The organism is Roseisolibacter agri (assembly GCF_030159095.1).
Lineage (GTDB): Bacteria > Gemmatimonadota > Gemmatimonadetes > Gemmatimonadales > Gemmatimonadaceae > Roseisolibacter > Roseisolibacter agri.
In genome coordinates, this window is sequence record NZ_BRXS01000006.1 from 471,665 (window position 1) to 491,376 (window position 19,712).

A 19,712-nucleotide genomic window follows, 5' to 3' on the forward strand; every position below is an offset into this window, starting at 1 on the left:
GAGCCGCGTCGAGCCGTGTCGCCGCGGTCAGACCACCGCGTGCTCCTGGCGCTCCAGCTCCGTCGCCTGCTGCGCCGCCAGCGCGGGCTGCTCGCCGAACACGCCCTCCCAGCGCGCCATCACGGCCGTCGCCAGGCAGTTGCCGACCAGGTTCACCGACGTGCGCGCCATGTCCATCAGCGCGTCGACGCCCAGGATCACCGCGACCGCCGACAGCGGGAGCCCGAACTGCGCGAGCGCGCCCGAGAGGATCACGAGCGACGCGCGCGGCACCGCGGCGACGCCCTTCGACGTCAGCATCAGCGTCAGCATCATCAGGATCTGCGTGCCGAGCGGCATGTCGATCCCGGCCGCCTGGGCGGCGAACACCGAGGCGAGCGCCAGGTACAGCGTGCTGCCGTCCAGGTTGAACGAGTAGCCCGTCGGCATCACGAAGGCGACGATCCGGCGCGGCACGCCGAACGCCTCCATCGCCTGCATCGCGCGCGGCAGCGCCGCCTCGGAGCTGGCCGTCGAGAACGCGATCAGCGCCGGCTCGCGCACCGCGGCGATGAACTTCTTGATCGGGATGCGGAAGAGCAGCGCGACGGGCACCAGCACCAGCAGGATGAACACCGCCAGCGCGCCGTACAGCGTCAGCACGAGCGTCGCCAGGTTGCGCAGCACGCCCAGCCCGCTCTTCGACACCGTGACCGCGATCGCGGCGCCGATGCCGATGGGCGCGTAGGCCATCACGAGGCCGACGAACTTGAACATCACCTGCGAGAGCGCGTCGCACCAGTCGAGCATCACCTGCTTCGGCCGCCCCTCGACCTTCGCCAGCCCGACGGCGAAGAGGATCGAGAAGAACACGATCTGCAGCACCTCGTTCGACGCCGCGGCCTCGAAGAAGCTCTGCGGGACGGTGTGCTCCAGGACGCTCGTGACGGTCGGCGTCTTGTTCGCCAGCTGCGCCGCCTCGCCCGCCTCGGCGGGGAGCGTGATGCCGTCGCCCGGGCGGACGAGGTTGACCGCGATCAGGCCGACCGCCAGTGCCAGCGTCGTGACGATCGCGAAGTAGATGATCGAGCGCAGCGCCAGCCGGCCCACCTTCTTCATGTCGTCCCCGTGGCCGGCGATGCCGATCACGAGGGTGCTGAAGAGCAGCGGGACGATCAGCGACTTGATCATCCGGATGAAGATCGTCCCCAGCACCCGCAGGTCGCTGGCGGCGAACCCGCCGTGCGCCGCGCGCTCGGCGTCCGGGAACGCGGCACCGACGGCGATGCCGACGACGAGCGAGATCAGGATCCACTGCGTCAGCGACACGCGGCGCAGCCCCGTGCGGGGCGGAGCCGGCGGCGTCGGTGCGGTGGCGGTGGTGGACAGGCTCATTGCTTCCCTTCCAGGGGCGCTTGCGGCACCGGCGTGGCGCCGGACGAGGGCGGCCCACCGCCCCGGCGCAGGACCGAGTTGCGGTAGCCGTAGACGAAGTAAATGGCCAGACCGATGAGGAGCCAGATCCCGAACCGCTCCCACGCGTGCACCGGGAGGCCCCACATCACGAACACGCAGGCGCCGGCGCCGAGCAGCGTCACGCCCCACACGAAGGGTACGCGGAAGGGGCGCGGACGGTTGGGCTCCTTGATCCGGAGCACCAGCACGCCCACGCACACCAACGCGAACGCCGACAGCGTCCCGATGTTCGTCAGGTCGTAGGTCGCCGCGTCGTCGGCCAGGAGCGCGCCGACGGCCACCAGCACGCCGGTCAGGATCGTCGTGATGTGCGGCGTGCGGTACTTCGGGTGGATCTTCGCGGCCCACGGCGGCAGCAGGCCGTCGCGCGCCATCGCGTAGAAGATGCGCGGCTGGCCGTACTGGAAGACCAGCAGCACCGCCGCCATCGACACCACCGCGCCGGCGGCGATGATCCACGAGAACTGCGTCAGCCCGGCGACCTCGAACGCGTGCGCGAGGGGGTCGCTCGACTTCAGCTGCTGATACGGGATGAGGCCCGTCGCCACGGCGCCGACGATCATGTAGATGACCGTGCACACGCCGAGGCCGATCATGATCCCGAGCGGCATGTTGCGCTGCGGGTTCTTGGTCTCCTCGGCCGCCGTGGAGATGGCGTCGAAGCCGATGAAGGCGAAGAAGACGATCGCCGCGCCCTGGTGGATGCCGCGGAAGCCGTTGGGCGCGAACGGCGTGTAGTTGGCCGTGTCGATGTGCATCGCGCCGACGATGATGAAGAGCGCCAGCACCAGCAGCTTGACGACCACCATCGCGTTGTTGACGCGCGTGCTCTCCTTCACGCCGATCACCAGCAGCCAGGTGATCGCCATGACGATCAGGAACGCCGGCAGGTTGATGAGCACCGGGATCCCGCCGAGCCGCGGCGCGGTGTCGATCACCTGCTGCATCGCCGCGTCGCCGTTGGCGGCCAGCGCCTTCGCGTTCCAGTAGCCGTGCGTGATCCACCCCGGCAGCTGCACCCAGGGCGAGATGAGCGAGTTGAAGTAGCCCGCCCACGCGATCGCGACCGCGACGTTGCCGACCGCGTACTCGAGGATCAGGTCCCAGCCGATGATCCACGCCAGCAGCTCGCCGAGCGTGGCGTACGAGTAGGCGTAGGCGCTGCCCGCCTGCGGGATCATCGCCGCCAGCTCCGCGTAGCAGAGCGCGGCCAGCCCGCACACGGCGCCGAGGAGCAGGAAGGAGAGGACGAGCGCGGGGCCGGCGCCGTAGCGCACCACCTGGCCCGCCGCGTTCACCTCGCCCGCCGCCGCGGTGCCGAGGGTCGAGAAGATGCCGGCGCCGATGACCGCGCCGATGGAGAGCATGACGAGATCGCCGACGCCGAGCGCCCGCTTCAGCCCGCCCGTGCTCTCCTGATCGACTTGCAGCTCGCCGATCGGCTTTCGTGCGAAGAGTGAGGCCATGATGAACCGAGCGCCGAGCGTGGAGCGTCGAGCGTCGAGGAGGCTCCTCGACGCTCGACGCTCCACGCTCGACGCTGCGTCAGATGAAGAGGGGGGCGAGGACCAGCGTGATCGTGCTGAGGAGCTTCACCAGCACGTGCAGCGAGGGGCCTGCCGTGTCCTTGAACGGGTCGCCGACCGTGTCGCCGACGACGGCCGCCTTGTGCGCGTCCGACTTCTTGCCGCCGTACGAGCCCGTCTCGATGTACTTCTTGGCGTTGTCCCACGCGCCGCCGCCGTTGTTCAGGAAGCCGGCCATCAGGATGCCCGCGATCGTCGCGATCATCAGGAACGCCGCGACCGCCTCGGCGCCGATGCCGAACTGCTTGAACACGAGGCCGACGATGATCGGGAAGCAGACGACCAGCGCGCCCGGGAACACCATCGCCTTCAGCGCGCCGACGGTCACGATGTCGACGCAGCGGCCGTAGTCCGGCTGCTGGGTGCCCTTCATGATCCCCGGCATCTCGCGGAACTGGCGGCGCACCTCGGTGATCACGCTCTGCGCGGCCTTGCGCACGGCCGTCATCGCCAGCGACGAGAACCAGAAGACGAGCATCGCGCCCAGCAGGCCCGCGACGAACACCTGCGGCTTCGAGATGTTCACCGTCAGCTCGGTCCCCGTCAGCAGCCGCACCTCGTCCAGGTACGCCGAGAAGAGGAGGAAGGCCGCCAGCGCGGCGGAGCCGATCGCGTAGCCCTTCGTCAGCGCCTTCGTCGTGTTGCCGACGGCGTCCAGGCGGTCGGTCTTCTCGCGGATCGAGTCCGGCTGCTCCGACATCTCGACGATGCCGCCGGCGTTGTCCGTGATCGGGCCGAACACGTCCATCGCGAGGATGTAGCCCGCGGTGCCGAGCATGCCCATCGTCGCGACGGCGGTGCCGAACAGGCCGCCCACCGGGTTGCCCGCGGTGTCCGTCAGCCCGCTGTTCTGGCCGAGGTAGTAGCTGCCGACGATCGCGATCGCGACCGTGATGACGGGCAGCACCGTCGACTCCATGCCGACCGCGAGGCCGGCGATGATGTTCGTCGCGGGCCCCGTCTGGCTGGCCTCCGCGATCGACAGCACCGGGCGGTAGCGGTACTCGGTGTAGTACTGCGTGATGTAGACGAACGCGAACGCGGTCGCGAGGCCGATCAGCGCGCAGTAGAAGAAGTTCAGCCACGCGTCGGGCGCGGCCGGCGACGCGAGCAGCCAGCGGCAGAGGAAGAAGAACGCGATGCCGACCAGCGCCGACGTGGCGTAGAAGCCGCGGTTCAGCGCCGACATCGGGTCCTCGTCGCCGCTCGTGCGCACGACCATCACGCCGATGATGGAGGCGATGAGGCCCACCGCGCCGACGACGAGCGGGAAGAGCACGCCGCGCACGCCGAAGAACGGGAAGAGCAGCACGCCCAGGATCATGGCGCCGATGTTCTCGGCCGCCGTCGACTCGAACAGGTCCGCGCCGCGGCCGGCGCAGTCGCCGACGTTGTCGCCCACGAGGTCCGCGATCACGGCCGGGTTGCGCGGGTCGTCCTCGGGGATCCCCGCCTCGACCTTGCCCACGAGGTCCGCGCCGACGTCGGCGGCCTTGGTGTAGATGCCGCCGCCGAGCTGCGCGAACAGCGCGACGAACGACGCGCCGAAGCCGAAGCCGACGATCAGGAAGGGGATGCGGCGAGTCCAGTCCTCGGCCGTGATGCCCGCGGGCGCGAACGCGTCGAGGATCCAGAACAGCCCCGCCACGCCGATGAGCGACATCGCCACGGTGAACAGCCCCGAGACCGCGCCGCCGCGCAGCGCCGTCTGCAGCGCCGCATTCAGCGACGAGCGCGCCGCCGACGCCGTGCGGATGTTCGTGCGGATGGACACCCACATGCCCATGAAGCCCGCGAAGCCGGAGCAGATCGCGCCGAGCAGGAAGGACAGCGTCGTGTAGAGCGCCAGCGTGCTCGCCGGCAGCGCATCCGCACCCGTCTCGGCGGGCCGGAAGAAGGCGTAGCCGATGTAGATCAGCACCGCCACGACGATCGACAGCAGGCCGATCGTCTTGTACTGCCGGGCGAGGAACGCCTCGGCGCCTTCCTGGATGGCGTTCGAGATGCGCTGCATCGCCGCGTCGCCGCGGTCGCGCGCGAGCACCCAACGCGACAGGAAGACGGCGAACAGCAGGGCGGCACCGCTGATGCCGAGCACGAGCCAGAGCAAGGCGGACTGCGACGAGGCCATTACGGTCGGGTGGTGAGGGTGGGGGCCGAACGCCGACGGCCGGCGCGAGGCGCCGGCCGGAGGTTGTGGAACGACTTACGAGGCGGCCGTGGTGTCGCGGTCGCGCGCGCGCCAGGCGAGGTACACCGGCACGCCGACCAGCACCAGCACGAGTCCCGAGATGGCCTGCGTGCGCGTCTTCTCGGCCACCAGGAGGATGATCGCGACGCCCGTGCTGAGCGCGATGTAGAGCGCCGGCAGGATCGGATAGCCGATGGCGCGGTAGGGCCGCTCGGCGTCAGGACGGGTTCGCCGCAGGATGAACAGCCCGATCGTCGTCAACGCATAGAACACCAGCGCCGCGAAGATCACGTAGTCCAGCAGCTGGTTGTACGTGCCCGTCAGGCAGAGCAGCGTGGTCCAGACGGCCTGCGCGATGAGCGCGAAGGCGGGGACGTTGTTCGCGTTCAGCGCCCCGGCGCGCCGGAAGAACAGGCCGTCGCGCGCCATCGCCCAGTAGACGCGCGCACCGGCGAGGATCAGCCCGTTGTTGCAGCCGAAGGTCGAGATCAGGATCGCGACCGCCATGATGGTGCCGGCGCCCGCACCGAAGATCACCTCGGCCACGGCGGTGCCCACGCGGTCCTGCGTGGCGTGCTGGATGCCGCGCTCCAGCACCGAGGCGGCGTCGGGCGTGCCGTGCAGCGGCAGCACGTTGAGGTACGACACGTTGGCCGTGACGTAGAGCAGCGTCACGAGGCCCGTCCCGAGCACCAGCGCGAGCGGGAGGTTGCGGCGCGGGTTCTTCACCTCGGCGGCCGCGAACGTGACGTTGTTCCAGGCGTCGCTGGAGAAGAGCGAGCCGACCAGCGCGCTGCCGAAGACGATCGCGAACGGCGCGGTGAAGCTGACGTCCGGCGCGAACTGCCCCGCCCCGAAGTTCGCCGCGACCGCCGTCGCGTTGCGGCCGAGCGTGAGGCCGAGGATGATGATCAGCGCCAGCGCGCCCGTCTTGATGACGGTCAGCGACGTCTGCACCGCCTTCCCCTCGCGCACGCCGCGCAGGTTCACGAACGTCAGCAGCCACACAGAGAGCAGGCCGACGAGCCGCTGCGGCGTGAGACCCAGCTGGATGCTCTGCGTCGCGGCGTCGCGACAGCCGAGCCACCCGACGCAGACGTCGGTCTGGGGGAACCACCCGTAGCGATCGGGGCTGATCGACGGGAAGAGCACGCCGAGGAAGCGTCCGAAGGCGACGGCGACGGCGGCGATGGTGCCCGTCTGGATGACGACGAAGAGCGTCCATCCATACAGGAAGCCCATCAGCGGGCCCATCGACTCGCGCAGGAAGATGTACTGTCCGCCCGCCTTCGGGTACATCGCCGCCAGCTCGCCGTACGCGAGCGCGCCAAGCAGCGTGATGACGCCGGTGAGCACCCACGCCAGCAGCAGGTAGGCGGGCGACTGCAGCGTGCGCGCGATGTCCGCCGAGACGATGAAGATGCCCGAGCCGATCATCGAGCCGGCGACGAGCATCGTGGCGTCCATCAAGGTCAGCGCCTTGACGAACTCGTGCTCTCCACCGTTGGGGGCGTGCGGCGGTTCCGCGCCGGCTCGGGGCTCGGCGGCCAGACTGCTCATGCGCGCGGGCGAGAGGGGGCGCCGGGTGGGGAGGAACGGATGACGCTGCCCCGGCGGTCGTGGCGGGCAACATACTGGCGTGCATGGCGGTATGCCATAGCCCCCGTCGGCACAACGAGATGCGTGCGACCACGCACCCGCCACACGCAGAGACGCCCGCATCCGGTGGGGAGGCGGGCGTCTAGAACTCGTAGGCGATCTGGCCTTTCGCGCGGACCGGTGTGCCGTCCGGCCGGGTGCCGGGCTTGAAGCGGAAGCCGTTGAGCACCTCGCGCAGCTTGCGGTTGTAGCCGCCGTCGCGGGTCTGCGTGAACTCGAAGCCGAGCACCTTCCCGGTCGAGTCGACGTCGAAGATCGCGAGCAGCTTGGTGCCGCGGACGCTCTTGGGATACGGCAGAGGCGGGATGAAGACCTCGGTGGGCTGCGGCGGATAGACCTCCGCGTTGCCGCCGCCGGTGCCGGGGCCCATGCCGCTCCCCCGCCCCGTCCCGACGCCCGACCCGACGCCGCCGCCCGAGCCCGGGCCCGAGCCGGCGGTGCCGTCGTTGCCGGTGCCGCCGCCGACGCCCGCGATGGGCGCCGACGCGCCCGTCTCGGCGCTGGCCTGCGGCGTGGTCGTCACCGCCGGGGCGGCCGGCTGGGGCGGCGTCACGGCGGGAGGAACGGGCACGGGCGTGGGCGTGGGCTTGGGCGGCACCACCGGCGGCGGCACGACGGCCGGCGTCGGGGCCGCGGGCGCCGGGGCGGCCTGGACCTGCACGTAGTGCAGGCGCTCGCGCACGCCCATCCCTTGGCGGCCGCCGGTGCCCATGGTGCCACCGCCGCCACCACCGGCGGGACCCGGGCCGCCGGCGCCCTCGATCTCGCGCAGCACGGCCGGGGCGGCCCACGGCGAGATGATGAGCAGGACGACCAGCAGGTGCAGCGCGACCGACACGACGGTCACGCGGCGGCTGCTGCCGACGCGCGAGGGAATGCCGATCGGCGGCCGGTAACGGGGCCGTTCCACGTGGACGGCGTCCTGGGCGGCGTCGACGGGCTCGTCGCGCCAGGGCTCGTGGGCCATGCGGGGTCGGGGCTGGAAGACGGGACTGGCGCGCGAGGAATGCCGATCGCGCGCGCTGGTTGTACACACGACTACGGCGGACGAGCCCCGTGAGGTTCGTCCGCCGTGTCGTCGACCTGCGATCCGTCGTGCCCGGCGGTCAGGGCCGTCAGGACGTCGGCGCCGCGTCCTTGGGCGGGATGCCGATGACCTTCACCCCGGCGCCGCGGGCGATGTCCATGGCCTGGATCACGGCCTGGTACGTCACCTTCGGATCGCCCTTGACGAAGATGATCTTCTCGGGGCGCGGGTCGTACAGCTCCTTGAGGCGCTGCGCGAGCTGCGGGCCGGAGACCGGCTGCTTGTTGATCGAGAACTGGTCGCCCGGGAGCACCTCCAGCACGATCTGCTGCGACGGCGCCGAGGTCGCGGGCGCCGGCGTCGGATCGGGGAGCTGCACGTCGAGCGCCTTCCGGCTCGAGGGCACGATCACCATGAAGATGATCAGCAGCACCATGAGCACGTCGATCATCGGCGTGACGTTCGGCTCGGCATTCAGCCCGCCGCCGCCACCAGTGGACATGCTCATGCTAGTTGCCTCCCTTCTTCTCGTCGATCGACTGCCCCTCGGTGCCGGGCGTCTGCTCCGAGATGTAGCCCACGACGCGGACGCCGTTCTTCGAGACGATGTCCGAGGCGTCGAGCACCTTAGAGTACTCGAGCTGCCGGTCGGCGCGGATGTAGAGGATCTTGTCGACCTCGCGGGCGTCGTAGATCTGCTTGATCTGCGCGCCGAGCGTCTCGTTGCGGATCGGGTTGCGGTTCAGGTAGTACTGCCCGTTCCGATCGATGCCGAGGAGCTGGTCGCCGTCCTCCTCGGGGTGCTTCTTCAGGTTGACGCCCTGCGGGGGCTCGGCGTTGAGGCCCGAGGTCAGCGTCGGGATGATCACCATGAAGATGATCAGCAGCACGAGCATCACGTCGACGAGCGGGGTGACGTTCGGCTCGGCCTTGACGCTGCCGCCGGAGACCTGCGCGGACATACCCATGCGTGCTTCCTCCTAGTGTGCCGGGCGCCCGCCCTGCGACGGGCGCCCGGCCGTATGGGTGGCCGCGATTACTGCGAGATCGGGTTGTTGCCTGTGCCGGTCGTGAACTCGCGCGTGAAGCGCGAACGGCCGAACTCACCCGAGACGCCCTTGATGAGATAGTCGATCATCTCCTTGGACGTGTACGTCATCTCGGCCGTGAGGTTGTCGATCTTGGTCGAGAAGTAGTTGTACATCCACACGGCCGGGATGGCGACCATGAGGCCGAAGGCCGTCGTGATGAGCGCCTCGGCGATACCGGCCGAGATAGCGGACAGACCGCCCGAGCCGGACGTCGCCATGCCCGTGAAGGCGTTCACGATGCCCATCGTGGTGCCGAGCAGACCGACGAACGGGGCCGTCGAGCCGACCGTGGCAAGGACGCCGAGGCCGCGCTTCTGGTCGACGATCGTCATCAGCATCTCGCGCTCGACCGCGCGCTCCGCCGAGTTGATGTCGGCCACGGTGACCGAGCCGTCCATGATCAGCGGCTTGACCTCGTCGAGCGCGTTGCCGAGCACGCGGGCGACGTGGGACTTCTTGTACGACTGCGCGAGGTTGATCGCCTCGGAGAGGTTGTCCTCCTCGAGGAACTGGCTGAACTCCGGCGCGAACTTCCGCGTCTCCGCCTGCGCGGCGCGGATGTGCCACCACTTCTGGATCATGACCGTCAGCGACCACACCGACATGATCGCCAGGGTGATCACGATGCCCTTGGCGAAGTAGCCCATCGTGCCCCAGAGGTGCAGCAGATCCATTTCCATCGTCGAGTCTCCGTTGCTTGAAGAAGGCGGGCGAAGTGCCCAGGACGGTTACTTGGTGAGCGCGAACTGGAACGGCTGCTGGACGAGCTGCTTCACCTTGCGGCCGCCGACCTCGGCGGGCAGGAACTTCATGTTCGGCAGGGCCTGCCGAACCGCCTGCGTGAACAGCTCATGGCTCGACTTCAGCACCTTGAAGGAGCCGGACTCGACGCGGCCGGTCGTGTCGACGACGAACTGGGCCAGCACCTCGCCCTCGACGTTCGACGACTTCAGGATCTCGGGGTAGCGCGGGCCGGTGCTGCCGGGAACCGGGGCCACCGGCTTCTCCACCTGGAACTCGAAGTACGGCTGGTCCTGGACGACGGGGCCCTTCGCGCCCTCGACGCCCTTCGCGATGCCGCCGGCGACGCCCTTGCCCGAGAAGTCGGCCTCGTCGGTGACCTTCTTGCTCAGGTCGACCTCGGGGATGACGTCGGGGATCTCGACCGGGGCCGTGAGGACCTGGAAGCCCTTCGGCGGCGGCGGGGCCACCGCGACGTCGGGCGGCGGCGGCGGCGGCGGCTCGTTCTTCGGCGGGGGCGGCTCGTCCTTCTTCATCTCGACGAACTCGACCTTCTCCTCCTTCGGCTTCTCCGCCTCGACCGCGGCGTTCGCGGTGGCGTAGACGGCGAGGACGGCCAGGCTGCCGTTGATGATGACGGACGTGATCGTCGCCCCCACGCTCCGCTGCTTCTTGGCCTTCGACTCGATCAGGTTGTTCAGCATGGGCGCAGGGCGGTGACGGGAACACTGATCTCCGCGGACCTTCGATTACGGTGCGAGAGTCTAGCCGCCGCACATGAAGAGGCGGTGGCCACAACATTAGGATTGGATTAGGAGCCCGTTACCCGTTCCTAATGCTGGTCGTCCGGCGTCGCCGCGCGGCGTGTGACCCGCGTTACGCCTCTGCCTCGACCGTCGCGAGCTCCTCGACCGTGGGCACGGGCAGCGTCACCGTGAACGTCGTCCCGCGCGTGAGCCGCGACACGACGGAGATCGTCCCGCCGTGCGCCTGCGTGATCCACTGCGCGATCGCCAGGCCGAGCCCGAAGCCGCCGCGCTCCACCGCGCCGCGCTCGCCGTGCACACGGCGCGACCGGGCGCGATCCGCGCGCCAGAAGCGGTCGAAGATGTAGGGCAGGTCGGCCGCCGCGATCCCGATCCCCGTGTCGCGCACGACGAACGCCACCGTCGACTCGAAATGGCGCAGGCTCACCTCCACCTCGCCCCCGCGCGGCGTGTACTTGATCGCGTTGGTGACGAGGTTCAGGAAGAGGTGGCGCAGCCGCGTGCGGTCGCCGAGCACGGTCACCGGCTCGAGCGCGGGCAGCGCGATGCGCAGCCCCGCCGCCTCGCCCAGGATCACCGCCGTCTCGAACACCTCGCGCACGAGCGGCTCCAGCGGCACCGGCTCCAGGTGCAGGTCGAAGCGCCCCTCGTCGAAGCGCGCGAGCGTGAGCAGGCTGTCCACGAGGTCCGCCATGCGCGTGATCTCCTGCAGCGCCTCCTCCAGGCTCACCAGCTGCTCGGCCGAGCCGGCGGGCGTCGCCATCGCGCGCTCCACGTTGGCGCGCAGCACCGTCAGCGGCGTCTTGAGCTCGTGGCTCGCGTCGGCGGTGAAGCGCCGCAGCCCACCGAACGACGTCTCCAGGCGGCTGATCATCGCGTTCAGCGTCGCGCCCAGGCGCGCGAGCTCGTCGCCCGCCTCGTCGACGCCCAGGCGCCGGTGCAGGCTGCGGCCGTCCGTGATGGCCTCGACGGCGTCCATCATCGTGCCGAGCGGCTGCAGCGAGCGGCCCGCGATGTAGTACGCCGCGACCACCGAGGCGCCGAGCAGCACGGGCGCCACGGCCAGCATCGCGCCGAGCAGCTCCTGGCGCGCGCGGTCGCTGCTGCGCGTGGGCGTGGCGACGATGATCGAGCGGATCGGCCGCAGGGCGGCGCCGACGTCGTGGCGGACGACCAGCACGCGATCGGTGGAGTCGAGCCCGCGGGAGCGCGCGTAGGCCCCGTACTCGCCGCCCATGTAGCGGCGGATCGAGAGCTTGCCCGAGAGCGTGGGCGTCAGGCGCCGCGCCTGCGCGACGACCTTCTCCGCCTCGCCGACGTCGAGCAGCCGCGCCTCGACCGAGTGGTAGATGATGCGGCCGCTCGTGTCGGTGACGAGCACGATGTTGGGGAGCGCCTCGAGCAGGAGCCGCGCGCGGTCCACCAGCAGCGGGCCCACCAGCGAGTCCTGCGTCTCGACGAGCGGCAGGTCCCCGCTGCGGCTGCGCGCCTGCAGGAGGAGGCGGGCGGACATCTCCGCCTCCTCGTTGACGTAGCGCTGCAGCTCGCGGTCGCCGGCCGCGCCGCGCGCCAGCCAGAGCGTGGCCGCGAAGATCCCCAGCGTCGCCGTGACGGCGAGCGCGTAGGTCGCGGTGAGTCGCGCGCGGATGGACGGCATGGCGGGTCGCGGCGCGGATCGCGGCTCAGGCCTTCACGACGTATCCGACCCCGCGCACCGTGTGGATCAGCTTCTGCTCGTGGCGCGCGTCCACCTTCTTGCGCAGGTGGTTGATGACCACGTCGACGATGTTGGTGCCGGGATCGAAGTGGTACCCCCACGCGTACTCGGTGATCAGCGTGCGACTCATCACGCGGCCCGCGTGGCGCATCAGGTACTCGAGCACCGCGTACTCCTTGGGCGTCAGCTCGATGCGCTCGCCCGTGCGGCGGACCTCGTGCGTCGCCTGGTCCAGCTCCAGGTCGGCCACGCGCAGCGTCGGCGACGCGATCGCCCGCGGGCGGCGGGCCAGCGCCTCGACGCGCGCCAGCAGCTCCTCGAACGCGAACGGCTTGGTGACGTAGTCGTCGGCGCCCGCGCGCAGCGTCGCGACCTTGGCGTCCACCGCGTCCTGCGCGGTCAGCACGAGCACGGGGCTCGCGAAGCCGCGGCCGCGCAGCCCGTTCAGCACGTCCAGCCCGGAGCGCCCCGGCAGGCGCATGTCGAGGATGATCAGGTCGTACGCGCCGCTGCCCGCCATCCGCTCGCCGGCCTCGCCGTCGGCGACGAGGTCCACCACCCAGCGCTGCTCCTCGAGGCCGCGCTTCACGAACTGGCCGACGGTCGGGTCGTCTTCGATGACGAGGATCTTCACGGGCTGGTGGGCGGGTGACGGTGGGCGCCGCCCTGGCCGGGCCGGTCCGCGGATGCCGGCCGACAAGGTAACGCGCGACACCGCGAGGCCGCAGCCTCGCCTCGTCGCTAGCGCTCGAACGCCGCGAGTGGCAGCTCCGTCTCGCCCCACGCGAGCCGCGCGGCCGCCGCCGCGACAACGGCCGCCAGCTCGGCCGCGTTGCCGGGCCAGGACCGCGCCTCCAGCATCGTGCGCGCATCCGTCGTGAGCGTGACGGGCGCGCCCGCGCGGCGCGACGCCAGCTGCTCGGCCACCACCGTCACGTCGCCGGGGCGCGCACGGAGCGGCGGCAGCCCCACGACCGCGTCGCCGAACGGCGCACGCAGCACCGCCTCCTGCCCCATCGCGACGCGCTCCACGGTGCCGACGAGCGCGTGGCCGCCGGCCGGCGCGGCGGCCGCCGCGACGAGCTGCTCCAGCACTCGCGGCTCCACCGTCTCGACGCCGCGCAGCAGCAGCGTGCCACCCGCGGCGAGCTGCGACAGCGATGGGACGGCCGGCCCGCCCTCCGCATCCACCGCGCGCCCGTGCAGCCGCGCCACCCGCTCGTCCGCCGGCATCGCGCGCGGATCGGCGTCGACGAACGGACCGCTGCGGCCGGCGTGCGCGTGCAGCCAGCGCGCGAGCGTGCGCTTCCCGGTTCCCGGCTCGCCGATCAGCAGCAGCGGTGCGCCCGACGCCGCCGCCGACTCGGCGCGTGCGACCGCGTCCGCGAGCGCGGCGTCCGTCGTCACGAAGCGCGGCACGGGCACGTCGGCCACCGACGTCGCGGCGAGCGCGCGGCGCATCGCGCGCTTCTCGGCGGCGCGGTGCACCAGCAGGTCGATCTCCGCCATGCGATACGGCTTCGCGACGGCGTCGTACGCGCCCTGCCGCAGCGCACGCAGCTGCGTCTCCGCCGCGCCGTTGCCGGTGACCACGATGACCTCGGGCGCGAGCGGCAGCGCGCGCGCGGCGGCCAGCAGCGCCAGGCCGTCCAGCCCCGGCATCTGCACGTCGGTGAGCGCGACGTCGAAGTCGCGCTCGCGCAGCGCCGCGAGCGCCGCCTTCCCGTCGCGCACGAGCGTGACGTCGTGGCCGCGCCCGACGAGGAACTGCTCCAGCAGCGTCCCGAGGTGCGCCTCGTCCTCGGCGACGAGCACGCGCACCGGCCCGCGTGCCGCGGCGCCCACCGGTGCGCCGCCGCTCACGCCGCCAGCGGCAGGACCACGCGGAACGTGCTGCCCTGCCCCGGCTCGCTGTCGACCGCGATGCGGCCGCCGTGGTCGCGCACGATGCCGTAGCAGATCGCGAGGCCGAGCCCCGTCCCGGCGCCCGGCTCCTTGGTCGTGAAGAACGGCTCGAAGATCTTCGGGAGCGCCTCGCGCGCGATGCCCGTGCCCTCGTCCTCGATCTCCAGCACCGCGCCGTCGGCGCTGGCGCGCGTGCGCAGCGTGACCGCGGCCGGCATGTCGTCCTCGCCGCGCGCGATGCCGTCCACCGCGTCGGCCGCGTTCAGCAGCAGGGCCATCGCGACCTGCGTCATCTGGTCCGGATCGCACAGCACGCGCGGGCCGGTGCCGTCCTCGAGGTCCAGGCGCACCAGGCAGCGCTTGAAGCGCGAGTGGTGCTTGAGCAGGAAGAGCGTCTGCTCCACTACCGCGTTGAGGCCGAGCGCCACGCGCTGCAGGGGCTTGGCGCGGCTGAAGTTCAGCAGCCCCTCGGCGATGCCGCGGCAGCGGTGCACCTCGTGGTCGATGATGCGCAGGTACTCGCCGAAGCCCGGCGGCGCCTGCTGCGCGCGCGGCAGCTCGGCCAGCGACACCGTCATCGTCTCGGCGCACGCGGCGATGGTCGCCAGCGGGTTGTTGATCTCGTGCATGACGCCGGCCGCGAGCTGCCCGATGGCGGCCAGCTTCTCGGCCTGCGCGGTGCGCTCCAGCGCGCCCTTCCACTCCGTGATGTCCTCGCCCACGGTGATGACGTGCGACACCGCGCCCGACTCGTCGCGCATCGGGATCTTCGAGAGGCGGTACGTGCGCAGCTCGCCGGTCGAGCGCGAGTCGAGCTGCAGCTGCTGCAGACGGCCCGTCGCGAACACCTCGTCGAACTCCGCGCGCATGAGGGCGGAGTTCTGCCGCGTCATGACGTCGAAGATCGAGCGGCCCAGCGCGGCCTCGCGGGCGAGACCCTGCGTGCCGACCTCGCGCTTGCGGTTCCACAGCTGCACGCGGTAGTCGCGGTCGATCACGTAGACGCCGAGCGGCAGCGAGTCCACCACCGTCTCGGCGAAGCGGCGCTGCTCGTCCAGCTCCGCGGTGCGCGTGTCGCGCTCCGCCGTGAGCGTCTCGGCGCGCGCCGCGTGGCCCACGAGGACGGCGAGCAGGTCCGCCACCGGTCCGACGGTCGGCGCCGCCGCGGCGGCATCGCCCCCCGCGAGGACGACCGCGCCCACCAGCTGCCCGCGCAGCCGGAGCGCGGCCGCGTGGCAGTCGCCGGCGGTCGCCATGGCGCCGTCGACGAAGAGGGCGCGCGCCGCCGCCGCCTCGTCCGCGATCGCGTCGCCCGCCGCCCAGCGACGCTCCGGGCCCGAGACGCCCGGGATCCAGACGGACGCCGCCGACAGGCCGTGCGCGGCGCGCAGCTCGGCCAGCGCGGAGGGGAGCACGAGGTCGGGCTCCGCCTGGCGGGCGGCCAGCGTGACGAGGGTGGAGAGCAGTGGGGCGGACACGATGTCGCGAGGCGGGGGGCGGGCGGGGAGCGGCAACGTAGCCGTCGCGCTCGTCACCGGACAAGATGACCGGTAGATGACCGGTGAGGGGGGCCCGGCGTCACGCGTGGCGGCCTTGTCACGAAGACAGTCCGGCCGGTCGAGCTGACCGGCGCCGGCCGCCCACGTCGGTCGAAACGACCGATTCCGGTGGGAACGCGCGATGCCACTTCCCACGGCCGGACGCGCCCGACGAATCGGAGGTCCGGGCGCCCGGGCCGCGAGGTGCCGCATGGCGCCGGCGCCCCAACCCGTTCAACCGCACAGTACGACGAGGTGCCGCATGTTCACGACCGTCCCGATGCTGACCATCCGCCGCGACATCGACCGCCTGCTCGACGAGACCGTGGGCGCGCTGCAGCCCGCGCTCGGCACGCAGACCGGCCGCGCGACCTGGGCGCCGGCCGCGGACGTCCGCGAGAGTGAGAACGAGTACGTGCTGGAGCTCGAGGTGCCCGGCGTCGATCCGGCCACGCTGGAGCTGACCGTCGACCGCGGCGTGCTGACCGTCGCCGGCGACCGCGCCTACGCGCCGCGCGAGGGCGAGCGCGTGCACCTGCGCGAGCGGCTCCACGGCCGGTTCGCGCGCAGCTTCCGGCTGCCCAAGGGCTTCGACGAGAACGCGATCGCGGCCGACACGGAGCACGGCCTGCTCCGCATCCGCCTGCCGAAGGCGGCGCTCCCGCAGCCGCGCCGCATCGCGGTGAACGTCGGCGGCAGCGCGACCGCGCCGAGCGTCGAGGGCGCGTCGGCCTGACGGTTCGCTGCCAGGCAGAGCACGACGGGGCGCGCTCCAGGTGGAGCGCGCCCCGTCGCACTTCACGGTGGTGACGGTCAGCCCAGCTTCGCGACCTCGGCCAGGATCTCCTCGTTCGAGCGGTGCTGGCCCGGCACCGTCTCGACGTGCGTCCAGCGCACGACCCCCTCGGCGTCCACGAGGAAGTACGCGCGCAGCGAGTGGTAGCGCTCCTCGTGCAGCACGCCGTAGGCGCGCGAGGCCTCGCGCTTGAAGTCGCTCAGCAGCTCGACCTTCATCGCGTAGTGCTCCTTGAACGCCTTCAGCGACGGCACGGCGTCGACGCTGATCGGAAGCACGTGCACGCCGCGCTCGCCGAAGACGTCGAAGTCGTCGCTGAACGCGCACAGCTCGGCCGTGCACGTGCTCGTGAACGCGAGCGGGAAGAAGGCGAGCAGCACGGGGCGGCCGCGCAGCGCGGACAGCGTCACCTTCTCGCCGGACGTGCTGGCGAGGGTGAAGTCGGGCGCGGCGGAGCCCACGGCGGGAATGGCGGACGGCGCGACGGAGGCGGTCATGACGGGCGGCGCGGGTTGGAGGTTCCCCCGCTCAACGCGGACGCGGCGGTCGCGGTTCGCGCGCGGCGGGCACCCGCGAAAGCTAGCCGCTCAGAACCCCGTGCGGAGTCCGAGCGAGAGCGTGCGGCCCGGGACGACGGTCACGTTGTCGGGCTCCCCGAGCTGGCGGTTCAGCAGGTTCTCGACCCCGAACGTCACCGCGTTGCTCCCCCAGAGCCCGACGGTCGCGCGCGCGCCGATCCGCGTGCTGCCGTCGTACGACCGCCAGAAGCCGCGCAGCTGCGGGCCGACGGGTGGCCGCGCACCGGTCCCGCCCGGCGCCGGATCGGTGCCCAGCGTGGCGGCCATCGCCTCCGCGAGGGCGAGACGGTCGTAGTTGATCCAGTCGTCGGCGCGCGAGAGCGTGGACGCGATCGTCCAGCGCCGCGTCGTCCATGCGGCGGTGAGGCCGACGGAGCGCGCCGGCACCTCGAGGATGCGGTCGCCCGCGCGCAGGTCGCCGCGGTAGCCGTTCGCCAGCCGGTCGACGCGGCTCGACACGAGCGACAGCGTCGCCGCGACGCTCAGTGGGCCGGCGGCCGACGTCGCCTGCAGCTCCCAGCCGCGGTTGTCGATCGCGCCGACGTTCTGCAGGTCGTACGCGATGCGCGGGCCGCGCATCCCCGGGCCACGCCCGCCGGGCGTGCTGTCGACGACGATCGCGACCGGCTGCACGAGCCCCGACGCCCGCTGGTCGAAGCGCGTCGCGCGCAGCCCGAGCCGGCTGCCCAGCAGCAGGTCGACGCCCACCTCGGTGCCCGCCTGCTCCTCCGGCTCGAGCGCGGTGAGCGCGCCCTGCACGCGGCCGCCCGTCCACGTCGCGCCGCGCACGACCGTGCGCGCCGGCCGGATGCCGCGCCCGTAGGCGCCGCGCAGCTTCGCCGTCCACGGCCCCAGCTCGCGCACCCACGACGCGCCGAGCATCGGGAGCAGCGCGACCTGCGCGCCGCTGGACGGGCCGCTGACGTGCTCCACGCGCGCGCCGCCGCTCAGGAACAGCGACTCGCGCCACGACAGCTGACCCTGCGCGAGCGCGCCCGTGTTGCTCCACCACGTCGTGCCGGACGCCAGCTGCGCGACCGGCGGCGCGCCGAACGTGCCGCGGTCGTCGCGCGTGGCGAGGCGCGTCCCTGCACCGTTGGACGTCTCGCGCGCCGTCGAGTGCTCGAGGCCCGCGCTGAGGACGAACGCGCGCGACTCGGGCGCGCCGAAGCGCGCGGTGCTGCTGGCGCGCAGCGTCACGCGGTCGGCGCCGCCACGCGCCGCGCGCAGCGCCGAGTCGGTCGCCGACGGCACCAGCATCCCATCGGCCGCCACGCCCGCGAGCCGGTAGCCGTCGATGCCGCCGATCAAGGTGTGCGTCCACCGCGCCGACGACTGGAGCGTGGCCGAGCCGCCGAACGTGTACTGGCGTGCGCGCTGTCGGCCGGCCGAGTCGGCGAGCGTGGGCTGCAGCAGCGAGTCCTGCCGCGCGCGCGGTCCCGAATCGGGCGCCGCGTACGCGACCGCCCGCAGCCGTCCCAGCGCCGACGAGCCGGGGACGAAGCCGCCCGTGCCGATGCCCGCGAGCAGCGGGCTGGCGGGCGCGTCGGCCTCGGTGGCGTAGAGGCGCGCCGTCCCCGTGACGACGCTGCGCGCGCCGACGCGCCGCGCGCTGCCGTGCGCGAGCAGCTGCTGCGCGCGCGCGCCCGGCACGTAGGCGCCGAGCGTCGAGAGCGTGACGCCGAGCGACGCCGAGCGCGCCGCGCTGCCGGTGCGCAGCACGAGCGAGTGGTCCTGCGTCAGGACGCCGCCGTCGGCGAACGCGCTGGTGGACGTGCCCGCGCTCCCGCGGAGCTGCGCGCGCGGCGCGCCGCCGCCCGCGCTCTCGTGGCGGGTGACGATCTGCACCACGCCGCTGATGGCATCGGCGCCGTAGAGCGCCGCGCCCTGCGGCCCGCGAATGACCTCGATGCGCTGCACGCGCGCCGGATCGATCTGCGTCAGGAGCAGCGGGTTCGCGACCTCGATTCCGTCGATGTAGACCTTGGGCGTGCTGACGCCGAACGAGCTCGCGCCGCGCACGCTGCCGTAGCGCGCGAGCAGGCTGGTGGGCGACTGCGCCCACATCCACACGCCGGGCACCGCGCCGTCGAACAGCTGCGCCATCGACTGCACGCTCTCGCGCTCCACCGTGCGGCCGTCGAGCACCGCGAGCCCGTACGGCGAGGCGCGCTCCGTGCCGCCGCTCGCGGTGCCCGTCACGACGACGCGCTGCAGCCGCCCGGTGGAGCGCGCGAGCATCGGCACCGCGTCGTTGGCCGCGGCGTTGCGCGCGGGCGCGAGCACGATCTGGTCGGGGCCCGCGACGACGGGTGCGGCGCCCGTGCCCGCGAGGACCGCCACCAGCGCGTCGCCGAGCGTGCCGCGGTCGCTGGCCACGCAGACGCGACGCTCCAGCGGCAGCAGGTCGGGGCTGTACGAGAGCCGGACGCGCCCCGCCACGGACAGCCGGTCGAGCGCGGCGCGCAGCGTCAGCTCCTCGGCCGGCGCGGCGACCACGCGGTCGAGCGGCGCGGGCCACGCGGGGCGCGCGCTGTCCGCGACGGCGCGTGGCGTGCACGCGTCGAGCGCGTGCGTCACGCGCGGCGCGGCCGCGAGCGCGAGCAGCGCCGCGGCCGCCCGCGACCGGTGAAGGAAGGCAGCGCGCACGGGCACGCCCGC

16 protein-coding genes are annotated in these 19,712 nt (G+C 72.4%); 1 reads left to right on the forward strand and 15 read right to left on the reverse strand.

All coding sequences use genetic code 11. The features are described 5' to 3' along the window. Window positions 1–27: 27 nt before the first annotated feature. The 13 genes from rosag_RS20505 to rosag_RS20565 all read right to left on the reverse strand — a co-directional run bounded on the left by rosag_RS20505 (window position 28) and on the right by rosag_RS20565 (window position 15,617). Window positions 28–1,374, reverse strand: coding sequence for a dicarboxylate/amino acid:cation symporter (locus rosag_RS20505; RefSeq protein WP_284352040.1), 1,347 nt, complete (start codon window positions 1,372–1,374; stop codon window positions 28–30). Further along, window positions 1,371–2,921, reverse strand: a complete 1,551-nt coding sequence (locus tag rosag_RS20510) for an amino acid permease (protein WP_284352041.1) — start codon at window positions 2,919–2,921, stop codon at window positions 1,371–1,373. The genes rosag_RS20505 and rosag_RS20510 overlap by 4 nt, the downstream gene beginning before the upstream one ends. Before the next feature lie 79 nt (window positions 2,922–3,000). Beyond that, window positions 3,001–5,172 carry a sodium-translocating pyrophosphatase gene (locus rosag_RS20515; protein ID WP_284352042.1) on the reverse strand — a complete coding sequence of 724 codons (2,172 nt, stop codon included), beginning with the start codon at window positions 5,170–5,172 and terminating at the stop codon, window positions 3,001–3,003. Window positions 5,173–5,247: 75 nt separating this feature from the next. After that, the gene (locus rosag_RS20520) at window positions 5,248–6,792 is read right to left on the reverse strand and encodes an APC family permease (RefSeq protein WP_284352043.1); all 1,545 of its coding nucleotides are present in this window, start codon (window positions 6,790–6,792) and stop codon (window positions 5,248–5,250) included. A gap of 181 nt (window positions 6,793–6,973) precedes the next feature. Beyond that, on the reverse strand, window positions 6,974–7,858 hold the full coding sequence (locus rosag_RS20525; protein WP_284352044.1) for a hypothetical protein: 885 nt from the start codon (window positions 7,856–7,858) through the stop codon (window positions 6,974–6,976). Window positions 7,859–8,006: 148 nt separating this feature from the next. Further along, entirely contained in the window at window positions 8,007–8,426 is a 420-nt protein-coding gene (locus tag rosag_RS20530) for an ExbD/TolR family protein (protein WP_284352045.1), read from the reverse strand. 1 nt (window position 8,427) lies between these two features. Further along, the gene (locus rosag_RS20535) at window positions 8,428–8,886 is read right to left on the reverse strand and encodes an ExbD/TolR family protein (protein WP_284352046.1); all 459 of its coding nucleotides are present in this window, start codon (window positions 8,884–8,886) and stop codon (window positions 8,428–8,430) included. Between the two features lie 68 nt (window positions 8,887–8,954). Next, complete coding sequence (locus rosag_RS20540; RefSeq protein WP_284352047.1) at window positions 8,955–9,689, reverse strand: MotA/TolQ/ExbB proton channel family protein; 735 nt, start codon at window positions 9,687–9,689, stop codon at window positions 8,955–8,957. Window positions 9,690–9,737: 48 nt separating this feature from the next. Beyond that, window positions 9,738–10,454 (reverse strand): energy transducer TonB, encoded by a 717-nt coding sequence (locus tag rosag_RS20545; RefSeq protein WP_284352048.1) that lies wholly within the window; start codon window positions 10,452–10,454, stop codon window positions 9,738–9,740. Between the two features lie 172 nt (window positions 10,455–10,626). Beyond that, a complete protein-coding gene (locus rosag_RS20550) occupies window positions 10,627–12,174 on the reverse strand; it encodes a sensor histidine kinase (protein ID WP_284352049.1) in 1,548 nt (515 codons plus the stop codon). Between the two features lie 25 nt (window positions 12,175–12,199). After that, window positions 12,200–12,868 (reverse strand): winged helix-turn-helix domain-containing protein, encoded by a 669-nt coding sequence (locus rosag_RS20555; RefSeq protein WP_284352050.1) that lies wholly within the window; start codon window positions 12,866–12,868, stop codon window positions 12,200–12,202. A 107-nt stretch (window positions 12,869–12,975) separates the two neighbouring features. Continuing rightward, window positions 12,976–14,097 (reverse strand): sigma-54-dependent transcriptional regulator, encoded by a 1,122-nt coding sequence (locus rosag_RS20560; protein ID WP_284352051.1) that lies wholly within the window; start codon window positions 14,095–14,097, stop codon window positions 12,976–12,978. Beyond that, on the reverse strand, window positions 14,094–15,617 hold the full coding sequence (locus rosag_RS20565; protein ID WP_284352052.1) for a two-component system sensor histidine kinase NtrB: 1,524 nt from the start codon (window positions 15,615–15,617) through the stop codon (window positions 14,094–14,096). The genes rosag_RS20560 and rosag_RS20565 overlap by 4 nt, the downstream gene beginning before the upstream one ends. Before the next feature lie 322 nt (window positions 15,618–15,939). Here rosag_RS20565 and rosag_RS20570 point away from each other — a divergent pair, with 322 nt between their 5' ends. Next, entirely contained in the window at window positions 15,940–16,413 is a 474-nt protein-coding gene (locus rosag_RS20570) for an Hsp20/alpha crystallin family protein (RefSeq protein ID WP_284352053.1), read from the forward strand. Window positions 16,414–16,490: 77 nt separating this feature from the next. Here rosag_RS20570 and rosag_RS20575 read toward each other — a convergent pair whose 3' ends face one another. Both rosag_RS20575 and rosag_RS20580 read right to left on the reverse strand, forming a co-directional pair. Then, window positions 16,491–16,970 carry a redoxin domain-containing protein gene (locus tag rosag_RS20575; protein ID WP_284352054.1) on the reverse strand — a complete coding sequence of 160 codons (480 nt, stop codon included), beginning with the start codon at window positions 16,968–16,970 and terminating at the stop codon, window positions 16,491–16,493. A 90-nt stretch (window positions 16,971–17,060) separates the two neighbouring features. Then, the gene (locus rosag_RS20580; protein ID WP_284352055.1) at window positions 17,061–19,700 is read right to left on the reverse strand and encodes a TonB-dependent receptor; all 2,640 of its coding nucleotides are present in this window, start codon (window positions 19,698–19,700) and stop codon (window positions 17,061–17,063) included. Window positions 19,701–19,712: the final 12 nt, after the last annotated feature.